This is a genomic window from Candidatus Rokuibacteriota bacterium, from assembly GCA_030647435.1.
GTDB lineage: Bacteria > Methylomirabilota > Methylomirabilia > Rokubacteriales > CSP1-6 > AR37.
On sequence record JAUSJX010000121.1, the window covers coordinates 1 to 22,770 of the forward strand.

At 69.4% G+C, this 22,770-nt stretch carries 20 protein-coding genes and 1 tRNA gene; 7 read left to right on the forward strand and 14 right to left on the reverse strand.

From position 1 onward, the window contains the following. Positions 1-309: 309 nt before the first annotated feature. The 3 genes from Q7W02_20650 to Q7W02_20660 are packed head-to-tail and all read right to left on the reverse strand — an operon-like array spanning position 310 to position 2,445. The gene (locus Q7W02_20650; protein MDO8478555.1) at positions 310-999 is read right to left on the reverse strand and encodes a haloacid dehalogenase-like hydrolase; all 690 of its coding nucleotides are present in this window, start codon (positions 997-999) and stop codon (positions 310-312) included. Between the two features lie 5 nt (positions 1,000-1,004). Then, positions 1,005-2,189: a cysteine desulfurase family protein gene (locus Q7W02_20655; GenBank protein MDO8478556.1), complete on the reverse strand. Its 1,185-nt coding sequence runs from the start codon at positions 2,187-2,189 to the stop codon at positions 1,005-1,007. A 4-nt stretch (positions 2,190-2,193) separates the two neighbouring features. Beyond that, positions 2,194-2,445, reverse strand: coding sequence for a sulfurtransferase TusA family protein (locus Q7W02_20660; GenBank protein ID MDO8478557.1), 252 nt, complete (start codon positions 2,443-2,445; stop codon positions 2,194-2,196). Positions 2,446-2,536: 91 nt separating this feature from the next. Between Q7W02_20660 and Q7W02_20665 the strand changes: the two genes are divergently transcribed. Both Q7W02_20665 and Q7W02_20670 read left to right on the forward strand, forming a co-directional pair. Then, positions 2,537-3,547, forward strand: a complete 1,011-nt coding sequence (locus Q7W02_20665) for a GGDEF domain-containing protein (protein ID MDO8478558.1) — start codon at positions 2,537-2,539, stop codon at positions 3,545-3,547. Next, complete coding sequence (locus Q7W02_20670) at positions 3,544-4,647, forward strand: response regulator (GenBank protein MDO8478559.1); 1,104 nt, start codon at positions 3,544-3,546, stop codon at positions 4,645-4,647. Before Q7W02_20665 ends, Q7W02_20670 begins: the two co-directional genes overlap by 4 nt. A 7-nt stretch (positions 4,648-4,654) precedes the next feature. Here the strand turns inward: Q7W02_20670 and Q7W02_20675 are convergent, their stop codons facing one another. Together Q7W02_20675 and Q7W02_20680 are read right to left on the reverse strand one after the other, a co-directional pair. Then, a complete protein-coding gene (locus Q7W02_20675) occupies positions 4,655-6,304 on the reverse strand; it encodes an AMP-binding protein (GenBank protein MDO8478560.1) in 1,650 nt (549 codons plus the stop codon). Then, on the reverse strand, positions 6,301-7,743 hold the full coding sequence (locus Q7W02_20680) for a hypothetical protein (GenBank protein MDO8478561.1): 1,443 nt from the start codon (positions 7,741-7,743) through the stop codon (positions 6,301-6,303). Before Q7W02_20680 ends, Q7W02_20675 begins: the two co-directional genes overlap by 4 nt. A gap of 133 nt (positions 7,744-7,876) precedes the next feature. Here Q7W02_20680 and Q7W02_20685 point away from each other — a divergent pair, with 133 nt between their 5' ends. Both Q7W02_20685 and Q7W02_20690 read left to right on the forward strand, forming a co-directional pair. Next, positions 7,877-9,031: a thiolase domain-containing protein gene (locus Q7W02_20685; protein MDO8478562.1), complete on the forward strand. Its 1,155-nt coding sequence runs from the start codon at positions 7,877-7,879 to the stop codon at positions 9,029-9,031. Then, a complete protein-coding gene (locus tag Q7W02_20690) occupies positions 9,024-9,404 on the forward strand; it encodes a Zn-ribbon domain-containing OB-fold protein (protein ID MDO8478563.1) in 381 nt (126 codons plus the stop codon). Before Q7W02_20685 ends, Q7W02_20690 begins: the two co-directional genes overlap by 8 nt. A gap of 3 nt (positions 9,405-9,407) precedes the next feature. Here Q7W02_20690 and Q7W02_20695 read toward each other — a convergent pair whose 3' ends face one another. The 7 genes from Q7W02_20695 to Q7W02_20725 form a co-directional block, all read right to left on the reverse strand. Next, a complete protein-coding gene (locus tag Q7W02_20695) occupies positions 9,408-9,764 on the reverse strand; it encodes a cupin domain-containing protein (GenBank protein MDO8478564.1) in 357 nt (118 codons plus the stop codon). A 68-nt stretch (positions 9,765-9,832) separates the two neighbouring features. After that, a tRNA-Gly gene (locus Q7W02_20700) sits at positions 9,833-9,907 on the reverse strand. 45 nt (positions 9,908-9,952) lie between these two features. Further along, on the reverse strand, positions 9,953-11,500 hold the full coding sequence (locus tag Q7W02_20705; protein ID MDO8478565.1) for an ABC transporter substrate-binding protein: 1,548 nt from the start codon (positions 11,498-11,500) through the stop codon (positions 9,953-9,955). 50 nt (positions 11,501-11,550) lie between these two features. Next, positions 11,551-13,044: an HD domain-containing protein gene (locus tag Q7W02_20710; protein ID MDO8478566.1), complete on the reverse strand. Its 1,494-nt coding sequence runs from the start codon at positions 13,042-13,044 to the stop codon at positions 11,551-11,553. Continuing rightward, on the reverse strand, positions 13,041-13,895 hold the full coding sequence (locus tag Q7W02_20715) for an amidohydrolase family protein (GenBank protein MDO8478567.1): 855 nt from the start codon (positions 13,893-13,895) through the stop codon (positions 13,041-13,043). Before Q7W02_20715 ends, Q7W02_20710 begins: the two co-directional genes overlap by 4 nt. Next, positions 13,895-14,737, reverse strand: a complete 843-nt coding sequence (locus tag Q7W02_20720) for a hypothetical protein (GenBank protein ID MDO8478568.1) — start codon at positions 14,735-14,737, stop codon at positions 13,895-13,897. The genes Q7W02_20715 and Q7W02_20720 overlap by 1 nt, the downstream gene beginning before the upstream one ends. Before the next feature lie 7 nt (positions 14,738-14,744). Continuing rightward, on the reverse strand, positions 14,745-15,632 hold the full coding sequence (locus Q7W02_20725; protein ID MDO8478569.1) for an ATPase domain-containing protein: 888 nt from the start codon (positions 15,630-15,632) through the stop codon (positions 14,745-14,747). A gap of 132 nt (positions 15,633-15,764) precedes the next feature. Here Q7W02_20725 and Q7W02_20730 point away from each other — a divergent pair, with 132 nt between their 5' ends. After that, a complete protein-coding gene (locus Q7W02_20730) occupies positions 15,765-17,654 on the forward strand; it encodes an HD domain-containing phosphohydrolase (GenBank protein ID MDO8478570.1) in 1,890 nt (629 codons plus the stop codon). Positions 17,655-17,906: 252 nt separating this feature from the next. On the opposite strand, the gene lexA is transcribed toward Q7W02_20730, so the two are convergent. Together lexA and Q7W02_20740 are read right to left on the reverse strand one after the other, a co-directional pair. Next, positions 17,907-18,527, reverse strand: coding sequence for a transcriptional repressor LexA (lexA, locus tag Q7W02_20735; protein MDO8478571.1), 621 nt, complete (start codon positions 18,525-18,527; stop codon positions 17,907-17,909). Positions 18,528-18,628: 101 nt separating this feature from the next. Beyond that, positions 18,629-19,108, reverse strand: coding sequence for a twin-arginine translocase TatA/TatE family subunit (locus Q7W02_20740; protein MDO8478572.1), 480 nt, complete (start codon positions 19,106-19,108; stop codon positions 18,629-18,631). 225 nt (positions 19,109-19,333) lie between these two features. Between Q7W02_20740 and Q7W02_20745 the strand changes: the two genes are divergently transcribed. Both Q7W02_20745 and Q7W02_20750 read left to right on the forward strand, forming a co-directional pair. Continuing rightward, positions 19,334-20,095, forward strand: a complete 762-nt coding sequence (locus tag Q7W02_20745; protein ID MDO8478573.1) for a hypothetical protein — start codon at positions 19,334-19,336, stop codon at positions 20,093-20,095. 61 nt (positions 20,096-20,156) lie between these two features. Continuing rightward, a complete protein-coding gene (locus Q7W02_20750) occupies positions 20,157-22,523 on the forward strand; it encodes a FecR family protein (GenBank protein ID MDO8478574.1) in 2,367 nt (788 codons plus the stop codon). The last annotated feature ends 247 nt before the right edge of the window (positions 22,524-22,770 follow it).

Sequence of the window (22,770 nt, forward strand, 5' to 3'; positions counted from 1 at the left end):
GCCGCCCCGCTTCGCGGGACGGCTCGCGCGGCGGAGGCGCCCTGCGCTTCGGGGCGCGCTACGGCTCGTCGGATTCGCTCCCGAGGGCACCCCGCGCCGCGTCCCCGCCCTGACGTTTCAACCGTTGTTGCGGGGCTGGCAGCGTCAGGGACACTTCCGAACCCGTCCCGAAATGCGGCGGGGGAAGCGCCGGGGGATGCCCCCGAACCCCCGTGCTGTTGGGGGTAGGAGTTCGAGCTGAACGGCGAAGCCGTGAGGCGAGGCCCGAGTTGATCGGCGCCCCCGGCGCTTCCCCCGCCGCGTCGCGCGCTAGCGCGACAAAAGCTTGGCGAGCGCGGCTTCGACGTCGGAGAAGTCGTCGAAGAGGAGATCGGGGCTCTCCGCTTCGAGCTCGTCGCGCCGGTATAGTCCCGTCGCGACGGCGACCGCGACGGCCCCGAAGTGACGCGCGCACTCGATGTCGTGCGGCGTGTCCCCGATCACCAGCACCTTCTCGGGCCGAAAGCTGTGCCCGGTCAGCGCCTGAGCGCGCCGCGCAGCGAGCGACGGCAGCTGTCTGCGGTCGAGATGGTCGGAGCCGTAGGCGCCCAGGCGAAAATAGGGCTGGAGCCCCGTCGGCTCGAGCTTGATCCGCGCTCCCGCCTCGATGTTCCCCGTCAGCAGTCCGACGAGCGCCTCGGGCGCGCCGTCGAGACGCCGGACGAGGTCGGCGATGCCCGGCAGCGTGACAACCCCGCTGCCGTCGCCGACTTCCGCCGCGAGCCCGCGCGCATAGGCCTCGAAGCAGTCATCGAGACGCTCACGCACCGCCGGGCGAGTCAGCCCCGCCCCCTCCATGAGGTCGAAGACGATGCGCGGATCCGTCCGGCCGCGAAGGTCGTACCGCTCGATGTCTCCTGCCGTCCCGTACACCTCATTGAGGGCGGCCGCGAGCGCCCGGCGCCCGGCGCCGCGCGCGGTCAGGATGGTGCCGTCGATGTCGAAGAGGACGAGGCGCATGGGGATCAGCGGGGAGCGGGCAGGGCGAGCGCGCGCAGGCGTAGGACGATGGGCGGCAGCCGGTCGAGCACGGCGTCCACCTCGGCGAGCGTGCTCCAGCGGCCCAGCGTGAAGCAGAGCGAGCCCTCCATCTCCTCGGGGGCGCAGCCGATGGCCCGGAGCACGTGGGACGGCGTGCCGGTCCGCTGCGCGCAGGCCGAGCCCGACGACGCCGCCACGCCGCAGAGATCCAGGTCGAGGAGCACGCTGTCCGCCTTGACCCCTCGGAGCACGAAGCTCGCGTGGTGAGGCAGACGCTCCGCGCGCGAGCCCGTCAGCCGGCAATCCGGGATGGAGGCGGCCAGCGCGTCCACGAAGCGATCGCGGAGCGCGGCGAGGCGCGCAGGCTCGCCGTGGCCCGCCTCGGCCCGCATCAGCTCAGCCGCAACGCCGAGCCCGACCAGGGCGGGCAGGTTCTCCGTGCCGGATCGGTAGCCGCCCTCCTGCCCGCCTCCCAGCATCTGCGGCAGGAGCTTGATGCCCGGCCTGACCCAGAGCGCCCCCGCTCCCGGAGGGCCGTAGAGGTCGTTGCTCGACAGGGTCACCAGGTCGAGGCCCACGGCTTCGGCGGCAAACGGCATCCGCCCCAGAGCGCCGACGGCATCCGCATGGAGCGGGACGCCCACCGCGCGCGTGATCCGCGCGATGTCGCCCAGCGGCTGGAGCGTGCCGATCTCCGCGCAGGCGGCGCCGATCGAGACGAGGACGGTCTCGGGTCTGAGCGCCCTCCGCACCACCTCGGGATCGACGCGTCCCTCGGCATCGACAGGAAGGATGCTCACGGCGCCGCCGGCCTTCTCGACGTCGCGGCAGGCGTTGAGCACCGAGATGTGCTCCGCGGCCGACGTGACGACGTGGCGGGGCCTGTCGCCGCCGCGCAGCGCAACGCCGCGGATCGCGAGGTTGTTGGCCTCGGTGGCGCCCGAGGTGAAGATGACGCCCGGCGCCGCGCCGCCCACGAGCCGGGCAACCTTGGCACGGGCCGCTTCGAGCGACTCGCGGGCCTCGGAGCCGAGGGAGTGCGGCGCGGAAGGATTGCCGATGCCGGCCTCGAGGAAGGGCCGCATCACGGCAAGGACGCGCGGATCTACCGGCGAGAACCCGGCGTAATCGAGGTAGACCCTGTCGGGAGCAGCGCCCCCGCGCTCCACGCCGCTACCGGGTCTTCCTGACCAGGAAACGGTACACGCCGTCCTCCCGCGAGACCTCCACCAGCTCGTTACCGGTGATCCGGCACCAGCTCCGCATGTCGGCGTCCGAGGCCGGATCGTCCGACAGCATGGCCAGAAGCTCTCCGGGACGCATGAGCAGGATGGCCTCGCGGGACTTGACGATCGGCATTGGGCAGAAGAGCCCAATGCAGTCGATCTCCCTGTCGGGAATGAACACTTTTGGCTCGGTCGCCATGCCCCGATACGGTATCCTAGGCCTCGCGGCGCAGTCAAGGCGGCGGGGTGGTTTCTTGACTATCCACTATCCGCCAGCCAATACTTACCGAATGGCTCAGGCCAAGCGAGCGGTGAGACCCAAGCCCGACGAGCCCGCCCTGGTTGCGGGCGGCTCACGGCGCACCATCATGTTCGCCCTGTGGCTGACCTCCTTCATCCCGCTCATGGTGGTCGCCTACAGCCTCTACGCGTACCTTCTGCCGCTGCTCGACCACACCCGGCAGGTTCGTGATCTGCCCTGGCTTCAGGCCCTGCTCGTCTTCACCGGGCTCCTGATGGCCGTGGGCGGGCTGCTCATCTGGGATCTGACGCGCACGCTCCCTCGCCCCGAGCCTGCCGCCCAAGCGCCCGCGCCGGAGCGCCCGCAGGCGGCGTCGGGAAACCCGGACGACGCCGACGGCCTGCTGCACTCCTTCTCCCGCATGCTCGCGCCCATCGAGCAGCAGGCGGCGGCACTCGACCGCTACGCCACGCGGCTCGACAACGCCTACCAGGAACTCGAGTCCACCAACGCACGGCTCAAGGAGTTCTCCTTCAAGGACGAGGTGACGGGGCTCTATAACCGGCGCTTCTTCTCGATCCGTCTCGAGGAAGAGGTCTCGCGGTACCGCCGTTTCAATCACCCCGTCTCGGTCGTGCTCCTCGACCTCGACGCCTTTAAATCGGTCAATGACGAGCTCGGCCACGCTGCAGGCGACGAAACGCTGCGGGGCATGGCCGAGATCCTCCTCCGGCACTCGCGCGGCATCAACGTCATCTGCCGCTACGGCGGCGACGAGTTCGCAGTCCTCCTGGTCGAGACCTCCAAGGCGGGCGCGCGGCTGTACGCCGACCGAATTCGCTACGTGCTCTCCTCGCACCAGTTCGCCCACCGCCGGCGCGTGACGGCGAGCTTCGGCATCGCCTCCCTGCCCGAGGACGTGGCGCCCACCGCGGACGACCTGATCCAGGCCGCCGACGAGGCGCTGTACGCGGCCAAGCGCGCCGGCAAGAACCGCGTCTCCGTCCACGAGGACGTCGTCGTGGCGCAGCCCGCGGCTTCCGAGGCCAAGGTCGAATGAGCGAGCCCTCGGTCCCCAGGCAGATCCTCATCGTCGAGGACGACGCCAAGGTCCGCGGCGCCCTGCGCGAGGTCTTCGTCAGCGACGGCTACCAGTGCCAAGTGGCGGCCAACGGGCGCGAGGGGCTGGACGCCTTCCAGCGGGAGCGCCCGCCGCTGACGCTGACCGACATCAAGATGCCCGTGATGGACGGACTCGAGTTTCTGAAGCGCGCCCGAGCCGTAGACGGCGATGCCGCGATCATCGTCATCACCGGCGTTGGCGACGTGAAGACCGCCATCGAAAGCCTCAAGTGCGGGGCGTACGATTTCATCGTCAAGCCCGTGAACGTCGAGGAGGTCCTCATCGCGGCCGAGCGGGCGCTCGAGCGGCGGCAGCTGCTCATGGAGCGGCGCGAGTACCACACGCTGCTGGAGCGGCGCGTGGCCGAGGCGACGCGGGACCTGGCCGCCGCGCTGAACGAGCTCGAGGATACCTATCGGACGACGCTCGAGGCCCTGGGCTCGGCGCTCGACACGCGCGACATCGGCACGCACGCGCACTCGCGGCGGGTCGTCGGCTACTCCTTAGCGCTCGCGCGAGGCCATAGCCTGCCGGAAAGCCAGATGCGCGACATCGAACACGGCGTGCTGCTCCACGACATCGGAAAGATCGGCATCCCCGACGGCATCCTGCTCAAGCCGGGGCCCCTGGGACCGGAAGAGTGGAAGATCATGCGCACCCACCCCGACCTGGGCCGCCGGCTCGTCGAGCCCATTCCCTTCCTGCGGGGCGCCGTGCCCATCGTCTACCACCACCATGAGCGGTGGGACGGGACGGGCTACCCGGCGGGGCTCCGCGGCGCGACGATCCCGCTCAGCGCGCGCATCTTCGCGGTCGCCGATGCCTTCGACGCCATGACGTTCGACCGGCCGTACTCGGTCGCCATCTCCTTCGAAGCGGCCCGCCGCGAGATCGAGCGCTGCTCCGGCACGCACTTCGACCCCGCGGTGGTCGAGACCTTTCTGAAGCTCCCGCTGGAGTTGCTGGAGACCATCCGGAACGGATCGGGAAATGCCGGGCAGCCCGTGACGAAGGGCCCGCTCATGAGGGAGCACTAGCGCAGCGCTACGCCGGCTCCTTGAGGTCGTACTTCTCGACCGCATAGGCCTTCTGCTTGAACTTCTGCACCTTCCCCGACCCCGTCAGCGGAAAGCTCTCGACGATCTCGACGTACTTCGGCACCTTGAAGTTCGCGATCTTGCCGTGCGCGAAGTCGGCGATCTCTTCGGCCGTGAGCGTCTCGCCCGCCTTCGGGATGACGAAGGCCATGACCGCCTCGCCCATGACGGGGTCGGGCACGCCCACGATCGAGATATCCAGCACCTTGGGGTGGCGCAGGTAGAAGTTCTCGATCTCCGCCGGGTACGTGTTGAAGCCGCCGACGATGATCATGTCGGTGAGGCGGCCCGTGATGCGCAGGTAGCCGTCGGCGTCCTTGACCCCCATGTCCCCGGTGTGGAGCCACTCGCCGCGGATCTTCTCGGCCGTCGCCTCCGGCTTGCCGTAGTAACCGCGCATCAGCGTCGGGCCCGCGATGCAGACCTCGCCCTCCTGGCCGGCTCCGAGCTCGGCGCCGGTGACGGGGTCCACGATGCAGTCCTCGATCTCCGGGGTCCGGAGCCCGACCGTGGACACGCGTTTCTCGATGGGGTCGCCCGGACGGGTCCAGTGGGTGCCGCCCGTGGCCTCGGTCAACCCGTACACGACGAGGGCATCCATGCCGAGGCCGCGGTCGCGGTCGAGAATCTTCCGCATGGTCTCCACGGGCACGGGCGCCGCGCCGATGGAGCCCGTGCGCAGCGACCTGAGATCGTACCGGCCGAAAGAGGGGTGGCCCAGGATGGTGATGAACATCGTCGGCACGCCCGAGAAAATCGTGACCCGCTCGGCCTGGATGAGCCGCATCGCCTCGGCCGGGTCGAAGACGTCCATCACCACCTGGGTGGAGCCGGCGAGGCAGTTGGCCGCGACGCCGCCCATGGACCCGAAGATGTGGAAGTACGGCACCGGCACGAGGTAGCGGTCCCGCGCCGTCCAGCCGTGGAGGTCCTGGTACACGCGGCACTTGTAGTAGATGTTGCCGTGAGTGAGGAGGCACCCCTTCGGCTCGCCCGTGGTCCCGGACGTGTACAGCATCGCGGCGGCGTCATCGGGGCTGACGCGGATCCGCTCGAGGGCCCCGGCACCGCTCGAAGATCCCAGGCTCTCGACGTCGGCCCAGGAGCGGCAGCCGGCCGGGACGTGATCGCCCAGCACGACCACGTGACTGAGCGCCCGACAGCTCGCGCTCATAAGCCGGTCGCCGGGCCGGTCGATCTCAGGGCAGATCTCCCGCAGGATCCCGATGTAGTCGACGCCCGCGGCATCGAAGCGGTCCAGCAGGATGAGCGCCTTGGCGTCGGACTGTCTCAGGACGTACTCGACCTCGAAGGCCTTGTAGCGGCTGTTGCACGTCACCGTCACCGCGCCTACCTTGGCGATTCCAAGGTTGGCCACGTTCCACTCGACGCGATTCGGCATCCAAAGCACGACGTGGTCGCCGGGCCGGATGCCGAGCGCCAGGAGCCCCTGGGCGAAGGCATCGGCGCGGGCCTTCAGCGCGCCGTAGGACACCCGCTCGTCCTTGAAGACGACCGCCTCCTGCGACGGATCGCGCGCCGCCGCCCGGTCGAGCATCTGCCCGAGCGTCAGCGCGGGGCCGAGCCCGCCCGTCATCCCTTCGTCGCCTCGATTTGCTCGAGCATCTGCCGGGCACGCCCGAAGGCGTGCGCCAGCTCCTCGTGCGAGAGTCCCTGGTCGCGCGCCTTCTGGATGATCCCCCGCACGTCCTGCCATCGCTGCATGGCCGCGTCGCGGTCGCCTGCCTCAAGCAGGCGGTCAATCCTCTCGCCGGCACCGTCCGAGATCCGCTCGATGGTCCGGGCGAGGAGCTCGCGGGTCTTGCGCTCGAGGCCCAGGTCGAGGTCGCAGAGGTGCAGCGCACGGAAGAGCGGCCGCAGTGCCGCCTCGAGCTCGAAGGCCACGATGTCACGACGACCGTGCCGCATGTAGCCGTTCCAGATCCGACGGTTGGCGCCGTGCCACCGCCCCGGGGTGACGGCATCCACCGAGCTCGCGGCCAGAATCTCCCGAGCGCGCTCGAGGGCGTCCAGCGCGTCCGCCTCCGTCGTCTCGGTGCCCCGGGAGGTCGCGACGAGGCGCCCGATCTGGCGGACGATGCACCGCGCCGCCAGCTCCGCCAGCGGGGCCCGGCGCGCCGCCGGCAGGTCCTCGGAGTCGAGGGCCTGGCGGACAAGCTCGCGAGCCTGGGTAAACTGCCGCCGCCGCATCAACCCGCGGCCCGCCAGCCCGTAGCCGTCCCACAGCGCCTCGCGAGCGCGATCGAGGAGCACCGACACTTCCTCGGTGGCCGGAGCGGCGACGATGCGCCACTCGAGCCACAGCACAGCCATGCGGAGCACCGCCACGCGCTCCCCGGAAGTGGCTGACATGGCATCCGCCGCTGCCAGGAGCCGGCGCGCCGACGTTGCCGCCGCCGCGGCGATGCGCTGCGGGCAGCCCTCGGAGACGCCGTCGGGCGCCGCGCGGACCGCGGCATCGAGCGCCCCTTGGGCGCCCTCGATATCGCCCAAGGCGTGGCGCGACACGCCCACCACCGTCCAGAGCGCGGCCCGGATGAAGGAAGGCTCGGCCCCTTCGGCCGGCCCGCCCGCCTCGAGATGCGGCACCGCGGCCTCGATGACGTGCGAATGCTGCCGTTCCTGCTGGAGCGCCAGTGCGCGCTCGAGTGCGTCGAGCGCCGGATCCAGCGGGGGCGGCAGCGCCGCGGCTGCGGCGGCCGGCTGGGCCTCGGGAGCGAGAGGCAGATCAGGCTGGCTCGTCCGCGACTCCGCAGGGGGGGACGCAGAAGCCGCCGGACGGGGACGCGAGCCGGGACGATGCGAGCGACGGCGCTCGGGGCCTGTGTACGGCGCTCGGGGCGGGACCTCCGGCGGTGCGGGCGCCGCATTCGTGGTCGGCCTCACGCTCGATCGCCGCTGCGGTCGGGTCGCGGGCCGCGCGGGCCTGGCGTCGAGAGTCTGGGCCAGCCCCACGAAGAGCAGGATGGCGGCTGCGGCGGCCAGGAGCGCGACCAGTCCCTCTTCGAGCGTCACACCGTCCTTCCCTTCATGACCCCGAACCCTACCACGGCGCCCCGGACCGCGGCCAGAAGCACTTGACTCCCCTCGCGCGCGGGTATCATGATGACCGGAGTCGAGCCGTCACTCCACCAATCGAGGAGGATCAATGCGCCGCGTCGCCGTCATCGGGGTGGGCGTCACGAAATTCGGGAAGCACGACCGCACCAGCGCCGAGCTTTTCGCCGAGGCGGCTGTGGATGCCATCCGGGACGCCGACGTCGCCCCGTCGGCGATCCAGGCCCTGTACTACGGCAATGTCACCGGTGGCGAGGGCGAAAAGCAGCTGCACATGGGCCCGCTCGCGGCGACGCTCCTGGGCATACCGACGATCCCGACAACCCGCTTCGAGAACGCCTGCGCCACGAGCCACGCCGCCTTCCGCCACGCCGTCATGGAGATCGGCGCGGGCGTCTCCGACATCGTCATGGTCGGCGGCGCGGAGCGCGTGCTGAACATCCCGACCGACGCGGCGACCGAGTACTTCGCCTACTGCTCCGATGCGTCGTGGGAGCAATCCGTGGGCCTGACATTCCCTGGGGTCTTCGCGCTCATCGCCCGCGCCCACATGGACAAGCACGGCACGACCGAAGAGCAGATGGCCCACGTGGCAGTCAAGAACCACCGCCACGGCGCGCTCAACCCCAAGGCGCAGTTCCGGAAGGAGATCACGGTCGACATGGTGCTCAACAGCGCCTACGTCGCCGACCCGCTCAAGCTCCTCGACTGCTGTCCGTTCACCGACGGCGGCGCCGCCCTGGTCCTGGCGGCCGAGGAGGTCGCGCGCAAGCGCCCCCGCTCCGTCTGGGTGCTCGGAACCCAGGCGGCCTCCGACACCATGTTCATGCACGAGAAGCGCGACCTCTCGCGGGTGATGGCAACCGAGCGCGCGGCGGCCGCCGTCTACCGGCAGGCCGGCAAGACCCCCGCCGACGTGGATGTCGTTGAGCTCCATGACTGCTTCACCATTGCCGAGATCGTCGCCACCGAGGGCTTGGGCTTCTTCGAGCCGGGCTTGGGCGGCGCGGCCGCCGAAAAGGGCTGGACGAGCCTCGGGGGCAAGATCCCCGTCAATCCGTCGGGCGGGCTCAAGGCCAAGGGGCATCCGATCGGCGCCACCGGCGCCGCCCAGATCGCCGAGATCACGACCCAACTCCGGGGCGAGGCGGGGCCGCGCCAGGTCGAGGGCGCGCGGACGGGCCTGACCCACACGCTGGGCGGCAACACCGCCACCGTGCTCGTGAGCCTCTTCGGCCGTGGCTGACCAAGTGCTGACGCTGAAGCACTTCTTCGAGGAGGCGCGCGCAGGCCGCCTGACCGGCATCCGGTGCGGCAAGTGCGGCGAGCTCGCGATCCCGCCGAAGGAATTCTGCCCCACCTGCCAGGAGCGGAATTGGGCGCCGGTGCCGCTCGCCGGCGCTGGGAGCATCACGTCCTTCACGGTCATCCGGGTCGCCCCGCGGGGGCGCGGCGCCGAGGCGCCCTATGCAGTCGCGGTCGTGCGGCTCGACGAGGGCGTCTCGCTGCTCGGGCGGATCGTGGACATCCCGTTCGACTCGCTCCGCGCGGATCTGCCCGTGCGCTTTCGCCCGCTCGTCACGGGAGAGCAGACGGCCATTGGCTTCGGCCCCGCCTGAGCCTTACCGCTTGAAGTAGCGCATCTCGAGGGTCACGCACCGCTTCGGCACCCGGTACGGACCGTGGACCATGCCCGGCGGCCTGCACGCGTACATCCCCGCCGTGAAGCTCTGCTTCTTCCCGAGGTCGATGAGCTCGCCCTCGAGGATCCACACCTCTTCCCAGAAATCGTGCGTGATCGTCTCCGTGGTCTCGACGCCCGTGTCGAACTGGAGCAGGCGCGTCACGTCGCCGTCCTCGCTCCTGCTCAGGATCTTCTGCTTGACGCCTGCGCCTCCCGCTCCCCCCGTGGCCGAGCTCGCGACGGGCTCCCAGGGGATATGGTCGGGCTTGAAGAACTCCAACTCTGGCTTGGGCATGTGTAGGCTCGCCTCCGTGACAAAGTGAAGGGGGGCTACGACCGAAGCCCGTAGCCCCCCTTCTCGAATGGAGCGGCCGACCGGATTCGAACCGGCGACGTCCAGCTTGGGAAGCTGGCATTCTGCCACTGAATTACGGCCGCGTTCAGGAGCTATTCTAGCCCCCGCCCTCCTGAAGTCAACTCTCGCTACTTGATCGACATGTCGTAGGCTTTGATCAGCTCGTCGCTCCGGGCCTTCCAGTTGAGCCGCTTGCTGGCGCCGTAGAGGTCGATCTGCTGGTAGAGCGGCACCGCGGCCTGATCCTCGATCCACAGCTTGTTGATGCGGAAGTACTGGGCCTGCCGCTGCTTCTCGTCCAACATGGTCTGGGCCTGGTCGATCATCCCGTCCATGTCCGCGTTGTAGTAGTTGGCGAGCAGACTGCCCGAGCGGAAGAGCGGCACGTAGATGCCCTCGGCGTCCATCATCCCCTGCCCCCAGCCGATGAGCCAGACGGGCCCGGCCTTGTGGACGTAAACCAGATTGTTCAGGTAGTTGACGAACTCGAAGGTTCGCAGCGTCGTCTTGATCCCCGCCTTGGTCAGCTGGCCGGCGGCGGCCTCGGCCACTTCCTTGTCGCGCACGTAGCGCCCCTGCGGGCCGTTGAGCGTGATCTCGAGACCGTTGGGGAAGCCCGCGTCGGCCAGCAGCTTCTTGGCCTTGACCAGGTCCTGCTTGAGGGGCTTGAGCGAGGGGTCATAGCCAAAGTGCATGCTGGGCAGCATGGTCGCCACCCGCTGCGCCTTGCCGTCGAGCACGCCCTTGATGATCTCGTCCACGTCGAGCGCCAGCGCGATCGCCTGCCGGACCCGCTTGTCCGCCGACGGCCCCTGGTACACCCCGACCAGCTTGTTCTGGGTGTCGAACTGGTGCGTGTAGAACATGAGCTGGATGGTCCGGACGCTGGGCGCCGTGCTGAGGAAGAGCTTCGGGTGGTTGGCGATGATGTTGGCCAGGTGCGGCGGGATGTTGACGGCGACGTCGACCTCGCCGTTCTGTAGCGCGGCGACCCGCACCGCGTCGTCGGGGATGGGCCTGAACACCACGGTCTTGATCCTGGGGGCGCCGCGGAAGTAGCTCTCGTTGGCCTCCAGGACAATCTCCTCGTCCTTGGACCACCGCACGAACTTGTACGGCCCGGTGCCGATCGGGTTCTTGGAGATGAAAGGGCTGTCCTTGTCGGCATAGGCCTTGGGCGGATACATGGCCGCCTGCGGATGGTTCATCGAGGCGGTGAACGTCGGCCAGGGCTTGACGGTGTGGACGCGCACCGTGTACGGGTCCACAACCTCCACCCGCTGGATCAGCTTGAAATTCGAGCTGCCCCGCATCTTGGGATCCTTGGCCCGCTCCAGGCTGAACTTCACCGAGTCGGCGTTGAAGTCTTCCCCGTTGTGAAACTTGACGCCTTTGCGGAGCTTGATCTCCCACACCTGGGGCGAGACCAGCTTCGGCAGCTCGGCGGCCACCGCGGGCACGATCTTCAAGCTCTGGTCCCGCTCCACCAGCTTGTTGTAGATGTGCTCGGCTACCACCGACGCCGGCGTCTCCTGCTGGTTCATGGCGTCCAGCGAGGAGGGGTCGACGCCCTGGGCGATGACGACCTTGCCTTCGGGCGCTGCCCAACCGGCGGCGGGCGCCACGAGGGCGACGAGCGCTGCGGCGAGGGCCGCGCATAGACGTGTCCGAATCATGTCTACCTCCTTAGGATAGCGGGACTGTGGCCGCGACGAGCGGCCCTACTCTAGGGGGAGGGCTCGGAGGTGTCAAGCGGGTGGTCCCGCATCCGCCTGATGTAGGCGAGGGCCGCTTCTCGCGTCGTCACGGCGCCGACCGCCTGTGCCTCGCGGAGGAGACGAAGCAGCCTCCCGATCTCAGGACCCGGCGGCAGGTCCAGGGCCTCCATCGCGTCGCGGCCGTCCAAAAGCGGAGGCGCCGACAGCGCGGCGACCTCCTCCGCATGCCCGGCCATCAGCTCGCGCACGATGCGGCCCTCCGGGCCTCCCCAAACGGCCAGCGGCGAGTCGCCCCGCAGCGCCGCCGCATCGGCCAGGGCGAGGAGCAGGAGGTCACGGGCGTCGTCTCCGAGGTCACGGAAGAAGCGGAAGCGCGCGCGCCGGGTGACGAAGCCCGACTGGGCCAGGTGCATGGGGCGCAGGTGGTGGCGGACGAGGCGCTCGATCACCGCTGACATCCGCCCCGACAGGCGGAGCCGCTCCGCAATTGCGACAACGCGCTCGGCGCCGAGCGCATCGTGGCCGAGGAAGCGCGTGCGCCCGTCCTCGACGCGCCGGGTCTCCGGCTTGGAGACATCGTGGAGCAGCGCTGCCAGCTTGAGTGCTTCTCGCCGCGTGGCGCCGTCACCGAGCGGCTCGCCAAGGTGCCCGGCGAGCGCCTCGCCCCAGGGCTCGAGCTCGCTGACGTGGGAGACGACGACATCCGCTGCCTCGACGGCTCGCAGGCTGTGCTCCCAGACGTCGAAGCGATGAGGCTCTGGCTGCGTCGTCCCCTTCATCGCTTCGCCTTCGGGCAGGAGAACCTCGAGCGCGCCCCAGCCGTCGAGAAGGCGAAGCCCAGCGGCCGAGGCCGGGCCCGCGAGAATGGCGAGAATCTCGTCCCTGACCCGTTCGGCGGATGCCTGAGAGAGACCGGGCGCGGCACGGGGCGCGGCGCCCTCGAGAGCCGGATCGAGCCTCCAGCCTGGTTGTGAGCCGAGCCGGGCGGCCCGAAGCACCCGGACCGCATCGCCTTCGAGCGAGCGCGGCGCGCAGAGTCTCACCGTGCGCGCCTGCAGATCGGCACGGCCGCCGGTCGGGTCCTCCACGTCGGCCTCGCCCGCCGCCACGAGCGGCCGGACGGCAATGGCCAGCGCGTTGACGGTGAAGTCGCGCCCGCGGAGGTCGCCGATGAGGTCCGGCGCCCGGAAATCCGCGATGTCGATCTGCGGACCCTGCCAGGCATGCTCCGGTCCACCCACGATACGGCCCGCCCCGCGCGCTTCGTCCAGCACGTGAAAGGCCGCCCCCAGCAGGTCGGCCAGCTCGCGCGCGAGGGCGACCGCTCCAGACGGCACAGCGATGTCCAGGTCGCCCGGTCCGCCGCCTGCCAGCGCGTCGCGCACGGCGCCGCCGACCACCCAGGCCTGCCGCTCGGGGCCCAGCAGCCGAGCCAAGGCCCCGAGCGCCGCCCGGGCGCCGGTACCGAAGGCGTCAAGCCTCACTCGCGGGGAGACGGTCACGCCAGCCCCAGGAGCGCAGCCGCGTTGTCGTGGAAGAGCTTGCGGAAGACGGGCAGCGGCAGATCGCGCAGCCACAAGGCCTCCCGCTCCTCCTCGTACGGGTACGGCAGGTTCGGAAAGTCGCTGCCGAAGACGATCCTGTCCTGCCAGCGGAGCAGGTCGTCGTTGGTGACGGAGATGCGGTTCAGGCGGGTGTCGATCCTCCGGTGCTCGTGGCGCACCGGCGCGAAGGCCATGGTCGTGTCGAGGTAGAGGTTGGGACAGCGCTCCATGAGCTGCATGAACTGCCGCGTCTCGAAGGAGCCCATGTGGGCCACCACCACCTTGAGCCGCGGGAACATGTCCATGACGCGGGCGAAGCGCGGGAACCCGTCGAAGGCGTTGGGCCAGGGCGCCGAGCCGACGTGAATCAGGAGCAACCGGTCGAGGGCCAGCAGGCGCTCGTAGACCGGCAGCACGCGCGGATCGTCGGGGAAGAAGCGCTGGACGTTGATGTGGAACTTGAAACCTTTGAAGCCGTAACCGACGAGCGCCTCCTCGACGGCCTCCATCAGGTCCGGGTCGTCGGGGTGAATGGTCCCGAGCGGGATGCCGTCGGGCACGCACCGCGCCGTGGCGCGGAGCCAGGCGTTGATCTCCCGAGCCATGCCGGCCTTGTGGGCGTAGGAGAAGTAGACGAAGCGCTCGACGCCGTGATCCCGGAGGAAGCCCGCGACCAGCTCGGGCTCGGTCGGGTACTCGAGCTTCCAGTCCGAGCGGTCGGCGAACCACTTCCTGATTGCGCGGGAGAGCCGTTCCGGGTGGAGGTGGGTGTGAATGTCGATGTAGCGGAAGCCCTCCGGGGCCTGCATCAGGCGCTCACGACCCAGGTGCCCGGCCAGCCGTCGACCTCGACGTCGGCGCGGACGCGGCCGGCTCTCGCCAGGCGGGCGACGGCCAGCGCCGTCTCGGCGGGCCCGAGGCCGAAGAGCCGCGCCATGCGCTTGGGAGTTGAGTACACGGCGCCGCCAAGGTAACGAGCAACGACGCGGTCGAGCGCTGCGGCTCGGCCGAGCCCCCGCCCCTCGGCGACCTGCTCGGGCAGCCAGCGCTCGAGGAGGTCCCAACGATAGGAAAAGCTCGGCTCGTAGCGCTCCTCCGTCTTGACGATCCAGAGTCCCTGCTGGAGCTCCGCCATCGCGCGCTCGAACTCGCGGGTCTTGCCGGGCTCGAGCATGAAGGTGTCGGCCCTGAGGCCGCGCGTGTACTGCGGGCTCTCGCGGAAGAAGCTGTCCAGGAGCCGTTTGGCCGTCGCCGACATGCGCCCCGCGCGGTATTCGGCCCCGAAATCTCGGGCGCGCTGGCGGCCGCGCACGAGCGCGTAGAAGGCCGGGAGGAGGTCGAGCGCGACCAAGACGGGGCGGTGTTTCACGAGCTTGCCGTAGTAGCAGCGTCGCTTGGCGGGCAGCGTGTCCTTGAGCTCCCACGTCAAGCCGATGCCCGCGTCGTGATGGGAGTGCCGGGGCCAGCGCGGTCTCTCGCGGCCCGCGACGGCCTCCCAGAGGCACGCGAGCCCGTCGGGAAAGCGGTAGAACGTGGAGCAGACGCCGACCTGGCTCACGAAGGCCGCGGCCGTCCGCGCCGATCGCACACGCAGTCCCCGCGCGTGACGAAAAGCCCGCGCGCGCCCGGCCTTGAGGATCCGCGCGTCCATGGCGCCGCTACACGAACTCGATGCCGCGCTCCGTGACCCTGTACTCCGCGATCTCGTCGCTCTTCGCGCTGCCCCGGTGCTTGACGACGCAGAGGAAACGGCCGAGCCGGTTGCCCACGCGCTCGCTGCCCATGACGAGTATGGTGTTGGCGACGGCGCCGACGTCCCCGGAGGCGACCTTGCGCGCGATCAGGTGCTCGAGCCGCGTCTCCTCGGTCGTCACCAGGAGCAGGGTGGTGACGGACGGGTGGTCGTAGAGGTGGCTGTCGATGAAATCACGATGCTTCCAGACAGGAAGACAGATCTCCATCCCCAGCGTCTCGCTGTCGCGGTGGATGACCGTGCGGTACAGCTCATCGAAGAGGAAGGGCTGGATGTAGTCGCCGGGCACGTCCATCGGCTCGACGCCGTCCACCACGACGCGCCGGCACCCGGCGCCCAGGTGAAAGTAGATGAACGGCCGGGCCGTGTACATCGCGTGGTTGTACTCGGACTTCCAGTTCCAGTCCAGCTCGAGCCCGCCGTCGGAGGTGGGCACCTGGTAGTCCCTGAGCTTGCCCGCCCACGGGAGCGCGTCGCAATAGCGGGCCGTCATCTGCTGCGGCGAAGGGAACGGATCGGCCATGGGCGTGACCGTGTGCGTCCACCGGTTCAGCACCCATCCGTACAGGCGCGACGCGTACTCGGCGTGCTGCTGGGAGTCGCCCCGCGCGTTCATGTCGAAGAAGATGCCCGGCGTCCCGTCGGCGGCCTCACCCGCGTGGGCGAAGTGGAGCCCGAGGTGCGTCTTGCCTATTCCCGTCGCGCCGTAGGCGACGCAGAGCGTGCCGGGCAGGAGCCCGCCGCCCAGCATCGCATCCAGCCGCCCGAGACCCGTCGATACACGAGCAGTCATATATTCGCTAGTTTATCGGCGCGCGGCTGAGCGGGTCAAGCGGAACCCGCCGCTTCCTTGACAGGCGCCCGCCGGCGACCCTACCTTGAGTTCATGCGACATCGTGTCGTGCTCTATCCGGAAGGCTCTCCGGTGGCGAGCCTCGTGGCAGGCCTGCCCCCGGAGTTCGACGGGCGCGCCGTGCTCCCGGGCGCGGCGCCCACCCTCGCCCGGAACGAAGACGTCGTGCTCCTGGTGGACGCGGACAGCGACTCGCCGGAGCCGATCGCCGCCGCCGGCCGCGGAGGCGACATCCCTGTGATCGCTCTCATGGCCACCCCGCCCGCCGCCGTGACGCTGCCGGCGAACTGGTACGCATGCCTGCCCAAGCCCGTCGCGGCGCCCGTACTCGCGCGCGCGGTGTCGAACGCGTTCGAGCACCTCCGTATGCGCGGCGAGGCCGAGGAGACCCGACGGCAGCTCGAGGAGCTCAACACCATCGGCATCCGGCTCTCGGCCGAGCGCGACGTCGACGCCCTGTTCGCGCTCATTCTCTCACTGGCGCGCGCCATCACCCACAGCGACGCGGGCTCCATATACCTCGTCGAGGAGCCGGACGGGGAGCCGCGACGGCTCCGCTTCCAGCTCTCACAGAACGACTCGGTGTCTCTGGCAGCGACCTACTCGGGCGGCGTCCTCACGGCGGCGGCCCATGTGCCGGTGGACGAGGAGAGCATCGCGGGCCACGTGGCGCTCACGGGAGAGACCATTCACCTGGCCGATGCCTACGCGCCGCCGAGCAGCGCCCGCTACCGCATCAACACGGCCTTCGACCGGCATGCCGGCTACAGGACCAAGTCCATGCTGGTGGTGCCGATGAGGACCCCGGCAGGGGACATCATCGGGGTCCTCCAGCTGATCAACTGCAAGCCCGACAGGGCCCGGCGCTTCGCCTCGCCCGAGGAGATCGAGCGCGAGGTCCTGCCCTACCCCGATCGCTTCATCACCCTCGCCGCCTCCCTCGCCTCGCAGGCGGCCGTCGCGCTGGAAAACAACCGGCTGTACGAGAGCGTGCGCGTGCTCTTCGAGGGCTTCGTGAGCGCCTCGGTCACCGCCATCGAGTCGCGCGACCCGACCACCTCGGGGCACTCGTTCCGGGTCGCCGACCTGACGGTGTCGCTCGCCCAAGCCGCCTGCCGCGCCGAGGCCGGGCCGTTCCGCGACCTGCGCTTCTCCCCCGATGAGATCCGCGAGATCCGCTACGCCTCCCTCCTGCACGACTTCGGCAAGGTCGGTGTGCGCGAGGACGTGCTCGTCAAGGCCAAGAAGCTCCCGCCGCTCCGCCTCGAGCTGATCCGCCAGCGGGCGCAGATCCTCAAGCGCGGGCTCGAGCTGAGGTACGCGAGGCAGAAGCTCGCTCGCCTCCTGCGGGGTGCACGCGAGGGCTTCGAAGCCCAGGCGGCGATGTGGGACCTCGAGCTGGCCGCCCTCCTGGGAGAGATCGACTCACACCTCGCGACCGTCGGGGCGGCCAACGAGCCCGCCGTCATGCCGGCCGACGCGGCCGCCGGAATCCGCAGCATCGCCGTCCGCGCCTTCGTGGACCACCTGGGCGAAAGCCATACCATCATCACGCCCGAGGAGGCCGAGATCCTCTCGATCACGCGAGGGAGCCTGACGCGGGAGGAATTCCGGCAGATCCAGTCCCACGTGCTCCATACCTTCGAGTTCCTCAAGCGAATCCCGTGGACGAAGGAACTCCGCCGCGTCCCGGAGATCGCCAGCTCGCATCACGAGAAGATCAACGGCTCGGGCTACCCGGAGGGCCGCCGCGGAGTCCAGATCCCCCTGCAGTCGCGCATGATGACCGTGTCGGACATCTTCGACGCGCTCACCGCCAGCGACCGCCCCTACAAGGCCGCGGTGCCGGTCGAGCGGGCGCTGGATATCCTCGACCAGGAGCGCAAGGCCGGCGCCCTCGACTCCGATGTCTTCAACCTCTTCACCGATCTCAAGCCGTGGGAATCCGCCAACAAGAGTTAGTCGTCTAGGCTCCCAGGAGCATCAGCAGTGCCCCCCAGCCCGCGACCCCGGCGAGCGTGACGGCGGCGCCAAGCCAGTCGCCGAGCCGCGTTCTCGACGTCACCTGTTGAGTTGTGCGGGCCAAAAAAACACGAGACGACGTACGGCGAGTCACCGCGCTGCCCACGTACACCCTGCGGCGCGGGAGCACCGACATCGCCCGCCGCCTCGCATGCCTGACCGTTCTCTTCGTTGCCAGCATGTCCTGCCTCCTCACATCTCCCTGATGAGCCCGATGACCTTGCCCAGGATGCGGAAGTCCGAGCGCTGCGGATCCACCACGATGGGCTTCATGGTGGGATGCTCCGGCTTGAGCACGACGACGCCGCCCTCGGTGGCGAAGCGCTTCACCGTCGCTTCCTGATCAATCATGGCCGCCACGATGTCGCCCGCCGCGGCGGACTCCTGCTTGCGCACCAGAACCAGATCGCCGTCGGCGATGTGCGCCTGGATCATGCTGTCCCCCCGCACCCGAAGGGCGAAGACGTCTCCACCCTTGGCCGCCAGCCATTCGGGCCGCACCGGGATCACGTCCTCCCGGCTTTCGACCGCAAAGAAGGGAGCGCCTGCCGCGATCTTGCCAAGGATGGGGATCTCCCGCTCCCTGCGCGCCCGCTCGGGGCCACGGTCCGTGAGGACGAGCGTGCGCGATACCCGCTTGTCGGTCACCCGCCGCCGCAGCATGCCCTTGCGCTCGAGTGCGCGCAGATGGTCGAAGGCCGCTCGCGGCGTGAAGCGGAACTGCTCGGCGATCTCGCGCACTGTGGGCGGCGCTCCGTGCTTGTCCGAGAAGCCCCGCATAAAGCCCAGCACCTCGCGCTGCCGCTGCGTCATCTCCTTCAAGGGCCGCCCTCCTGGCGTGGGTCGTTCCTGACCGGGACCTTTTACTCAACAGTATAATAGTCAACACCCGTTGAGTTAGCCAAGCAAAAAAATTAGGCCGGCTCCCATGGCTCGCAGGACGGGCAGGCCTGAAAACCCGCCTCCTTGGCCTCAGCCGGGCGCTTGAAGTAGGTCCGCTCGGGCTCCGCGATCCGGCGCACCCAGCCGCAATCCCTGGCATGGAAGAGCCGGGCCCCCCTCTGGGCGACGAAGGCCTCTCCCGGCGGAGCCTCCACCGTACCGACCTCTACCGGAGCGTGCGGGTCGAGTACCGAGTCCGGCAGGGCTTGGGCGCCCCCCGTTCCCACCGCCGCCTCGACCACTGGGGGCTCGGGCGCCCTATAGGGCACCGGGTCGGGCTCGTTGAAGTGGAGGTTGGTTTCGACGGTCGAGCGGAACTCGTCGCTGGCCTTCCGGAACTCGCGCATGGCCCGGCCCAGCGAGCGGCCGAGCTGCGGCAGGTTTTTCGGGCCGAAGACGAGGAGCGCGATCACGAAGATGAGGATCAGCTCCTGGAGACCGATGTCGAACATGACGGATTACGATGATACCACCGTGCTACAAGCCGGGAGACTGCCGAGACGCGCCTCCTATCCCGGGCCGCGCCTTTTCGGAGGTCCGACCTCCAATTCCGTTGTCGGCAGGCTGCCAGATCCCCCTTTGCAAGGCCAGACACCAACATTTTAGGCTGTTTCACCCCAGGGTCCCGGTGGCAGATCGATTGCTTCCATTAGGGACTGATGCCAGGCTGCGGCACCATGCGTCAGCGTTTGGCTGTTGGGGTGGTGGTCCTCGCGGCCGCCTGGAGCGCTACCACTTCCTCTGCCGTGGCCCAGCCGGAGGGGCTCGGCATCGTGACAGCCCTGAGCGGGAGCGCCACCGTCTCACGTGCCGCAACCTCAGCACCCCTCCACTTCAAGGACAGCGTCCTCAAGCGGGACCGAATCTCGACGGCCGAGAACTCCCTCCTCCGTGTGCTCCTGGGTGGCAGGGCCATCGTCACAGTGCGGGAGCTTCCCGAGCTGACCATCGCGGACAGAGCCAGCCCCATGAGCCTGGAGCTGTCCGGCGGCAGGATGGGACTCTCTGTGGCGCGCCAGCTGATGGGAACCGGTGAAACCGTCGACGTCCACACGCCGAATGCGGTCGCGTCCATGCGGGGCTCCGTCGCGATCGTGGACGTCCGTCCCGCCGAGCCGGGAGCGGGCGTCGTGTCCGTCTTCAGCGTGCTGTCGGGTCCGGCCGAGGTTGCAGCGGGCGGCGCGTCGGTCCAGGTCGCCGGCCGCCAGCGCGTGCGCGTCGCGGGCGGCGCCATCGGACCCATCGAGGACCTCACCGACGAGGAGGTCGGACGCCTCGCCGCGGCGCTCACGAGCAGCGAACGGCAGCACGCCGATGCCGCATCGGCGTTCAAGGAAGCCGTCCCGGCGGCCGAGGCCGTCGCCGTTCCGCCAGACGGCGCACCGCTTGGCGCAGTCAATGACGGCCCCAAGGGCTCCCCGCCCCGGGTGGGGCGCTAGCGCCATGTCACGGCCACCGACTCTTGCGCTCAGGCCAGGTTGCGCGTAAAGTCCCTTCATCATGATTTGCTGGTTCCGGCTGCTCTCGGCGCTGGTCCTGACATTGGTGCCCGTCTCCGCGTGGGCCCAAGCTCAGCCTCAGGTCGGTATCGTCACAACGCTCCAGGGACAGGCCACGGTTTCCCGGCTCGCCACTCCCGCCTCGCTGCCGCTCAAGTTCAAGGACAGCATCTTCGAGCGCGACAAGATCAACACGGCCGAGAAATCGATCGTCAAGGTACTGATGGGCGGCAAGGCGGTCGTCACCGTCCGCGAGCTCTCCGTGCTCACCATCACGGAAGACGTCGGCAGGACAACCGTCAATCTCGAGTCAGGCAAGATCGCCGTGGCTGTCGCCAGGCAGCTGATGAAGCCCGGCGACCGCCTCGAGGTCCGCACGCCGAACGCCGTGGCAGCGGTACGCGGCACGATCTTCGTCGTCGAGGTCACCCGTCAGGGGGCGCAGCTGGGCGGCGGCAGCCTCGGGGCCAATACCCAGGTGATCTCGGTCAGCGGCACGGTTGAAGTAGGGTCAATCGGCAATCCCGCCAATACGGCCCTCCTGACCGCGTTCCAGTCCGTCGGCGTCGGTTCGGGGGCGCTCGGCAGGGTCGGCAACGTGACCCCGCAAGCGATGAACGCTCTCCTGGCCGGCTTCGCCCACAGCCCGCAGTTCGGCATGCACGGGGACACGTCGGCAGCAATGGCCGTTCAAGAACAGGAGAAGGCCGAGGCGCTGGCGGAGCTCCTGCTGCCCCTGACGGACAACGGGTCGCAGCAGCAGAACAATACTTCCGGCGGCTGCGGCGGGACGCCGTGCGTCCAAACCGGAACCCCCATCCCGCCCCCGCCCAAAGGCAACGGTGGCAACGTGGTGGTCAACCCGGGTTTCGAAACGGGCAGCTTTCCGCCCGGCTGGAACCTCAGCGGCGCGGGCGCCGTCATCAAGAACATCGGCCCCATCACGGCGCCGAGCGGCCAGTTCATGGGCCTCATCCACACCGGGACGGGCGCCGTGGGCGGGACGACGAGTCGGCTCTCGCAATCCGGGCTCGACGGCTCGGGCTCGCTCTTCAGCGTTCAGGTCACGTACAACTTCCTGAGCAACGAGTGGCCGACCCAGCCGCTGTCCTTCAACGACACCTTCGTCGCCAAGGTGACTGACCGGGGCGGGGTGACGACAGAGGTGGCGCGCGCGGAGCGGGACACCGCCCCCTTCCAGGCCACGCCCACCATGATCAGCGGAGGCGGCTTCACGCTCTCCAAGGGCAACGGCATCGCCGGGTGGAAGACATCGAGCAAGATGGTGTCGACCGAATCGGGCGGGCTCGACAAGATCGCCTTCGAGATCTTCGATGTCGGCGACACCATTTTCGACTCGGCCGTGCTCCTCGACGCCGTGGTCGTCGCTCTCGACCCGCCGCTCCACTTCCTCCAGGGTGGGGCGACGCTGACGCGCACAGGGCTCGATCCGCTGATCGACTTCCGCGGTGGCACGGAGACGTTCGACTCGGCCATGGTGATCGGGGCGGGTTCGCGAGTGAGCCTGGCCGGCCCCCTGCTTCGCGCCTCGGGCACCGACCTGAACGTGGGCTTCAGCCTGTTCTCGGTCCTTCCGGGCGGCAGCTTCGCCTCCTCGACCACGGACCCGCTGGTCTCACTCCAGGGCGGGACGCACGCGCTCGGTTCGAGCATCGGCATCTTCGATCTGGCCGGCAGCCGGACGGCACTGGACGCCGAGACGGGGTTGACCCTGGCAATCGACAGGCCGCTCAGCACGGGCGGCACCCTCTTCCAGGCCGACGGCGCGACGGTCGACACCCGGCAGGCCGTCAAGGTGGACACGGCCCTCCTCGAAGCGACAGCCCCGCTCATCGCCCTGCTGAACGGCAGCACGATGACCTCGGCCGCCGACGCGATCGACCTGACGGGCCGCAGCAAGGTGACGGGCGCGGGCAGTCTCGTCGCGCTGGACAACAGCCGGCTCACCGTGTCGAGAGGCGCGCTCGTCAACGTCGCGGGCGGCAGCTACCTGCGGGTCGCGGGCGACCTCGTGAGCCTGCGGAACGGCAGCGTCCTCAACATCCTCAATGGTGCGCTGCTCTACGTCAGCGGCGGGTCCATCGTGAGCGTCTCGGGCGCGCTCGTGGCGTTCGGCGGGACCGGCGGCAGCATCCTGTCGGTGTCCAACAGCCTCTGCGGGGGCGCCTGCGTGCTGATCGGCGGCATCCCCGTGGCGTTCTCGGGCGGCGCCACGGCCGCCAACGTCTCCACCGGAGCCGGCGCCATCAAGAACCCGAGCCTCGGCACGATCAAGCTCGCCTCGCCCAGCACCGCCCTGGTCTCGGTCAGCGGCCCCGCCAGCAAGGTCACGATCGGCCCGAAGTAACCCTCCAGCGCAGCCCGCCCCGCCTCGCCGCTAGTATAGTGTCCCATAAATAACTTTACATGTGTCTGCAATATAACCTATCCCACGAGGCATGAGAACCGCAGCTCCCATCCGCTTGTCTCCCGAAGAGCACGCGACCTTGGCCACGTGGGCGCGTGGCCGGAGTGTCCCATTTCGACTGGTGCAGCGTGCACGGATTATCCAGATGGCGGCCAACGGCATACCTGGGCAGCGCATCGCGCAAGAC

What these genes read in the sequence shown, in the direction of transcription:
- Q7W02_20650 (MDO8478555.1), bottom strand. Translation starts at nt 999, where the DNA reads ATGCGCCTCGTCCTCTTCGACATCGACGGCACCATCCTGACCGCGCGC.
- Q7W02_20660 (MDO8478557.1), bottom strand. Translation starts at nt 2,445, where the DNA reads ATGGCGACCGAGCCAAAAGTGTTCATTCCCGACAGGGAGATCGACTGC.
- Q7W02_20665 (MDO8478558.1), top strand. Translation starts at nt 2,537, where the DNA reads ATGGCTCAGGCCAAGCGAGCGGTGAGACCCAAGCCCGACGAGCCCGCC.
- Q7W02_20670 (MDO8478559.1), top strand. Translation starts at nt 3,544, where the DNA reads ATGAGCGAGCCCTCGGTCCCCAGGCAGATCCTCATCGTCGAGGACGAC.
- Q7W02_20675 (MDO8478560.1), bottom strand. Translation starts at nt 6,304, where the DNA reads ATGACGGGCGGGCTCGGCCCCGCGCTGACGCTCGGGCAGATGCTCGAC.
- Q7W02_20685 (MDO8478562.1), top strand. Translation starts at nt 7,877, where the DNA reads ATGCGCCGCGTCGCCGTCATCGGGGTGGGCGTCACGAAATTCGGGAAG.
- Q7W02_20695 (MDO8478564.1), bottom strand. Translation starts at nt 9,764, where the DNA reads ATGCCCAAGCCAGAGTTGGAGTTCTTCAAGCCCGACCATATCCCCTGG.
- Q7W02_20705 (MDO8478565.1), bottom strand. Translation starts at nt 11,500, where the DNA reads ATGATTCGGACACGTCTATGCGCGGCCCTCGCCGCAGCGCTCGTCGCC.
- Q7W02_20715 (MDO8478567.1), bottom strand. Translation starts at nt 13,895, where the DNA reads ATGCAGGCCCCGGAGGGCTTCCGCTACATCGACATTCACACCCACCTC.
- Q7W02_20720 (MDO8478568.1), bottom strand. Translation starts at nt 14,737, where the DNA reads ATGGACGCGCGGATCCTCAAGGCCGGGCGCGCGCGGGCTTTTCGTCAC.
- Q7W02_20725 (MDO8478569.1), bottom strand. Translation starts at nt 15,632, where the DNA reads ATGACTGCTCGTGTATCGACGGGTCTCGGGCGGCTGGATGCGATGCTG.
- lexA (MDO8478571.1), bottom strand. Translation starts at nt 18,527, where the DNA reads ATGACGCAGCGGCAGCGCGAGGTGCTGGGCTTTATGCGGGGCTTCTCG.
- Q7W02_20740 (MDO8478572.1), bottom strand. Translation starts at nt 19,108, where the DNA reads ATGTTCGACATCGGTCTCCAGGAGCTGATCCTCATCTTCGTGATCGCG.
- Q7W02_20745 (MDO8478573.1), top strand. Translation starts at nt 19,334, where the DNA reads ATGCGTCAGCGTTTGGCTGTTGGGGTGGTGGTCCTCGCGGCCGCCTGG.
- Q7W02_20750 (MDO8478574.1), top strand. Translation starts at nt 20,157, where the DNA reads ATGATTTGCTGGTTCCGGCTGCTCTCGGCGCTGGTCCTGACATTGGTG.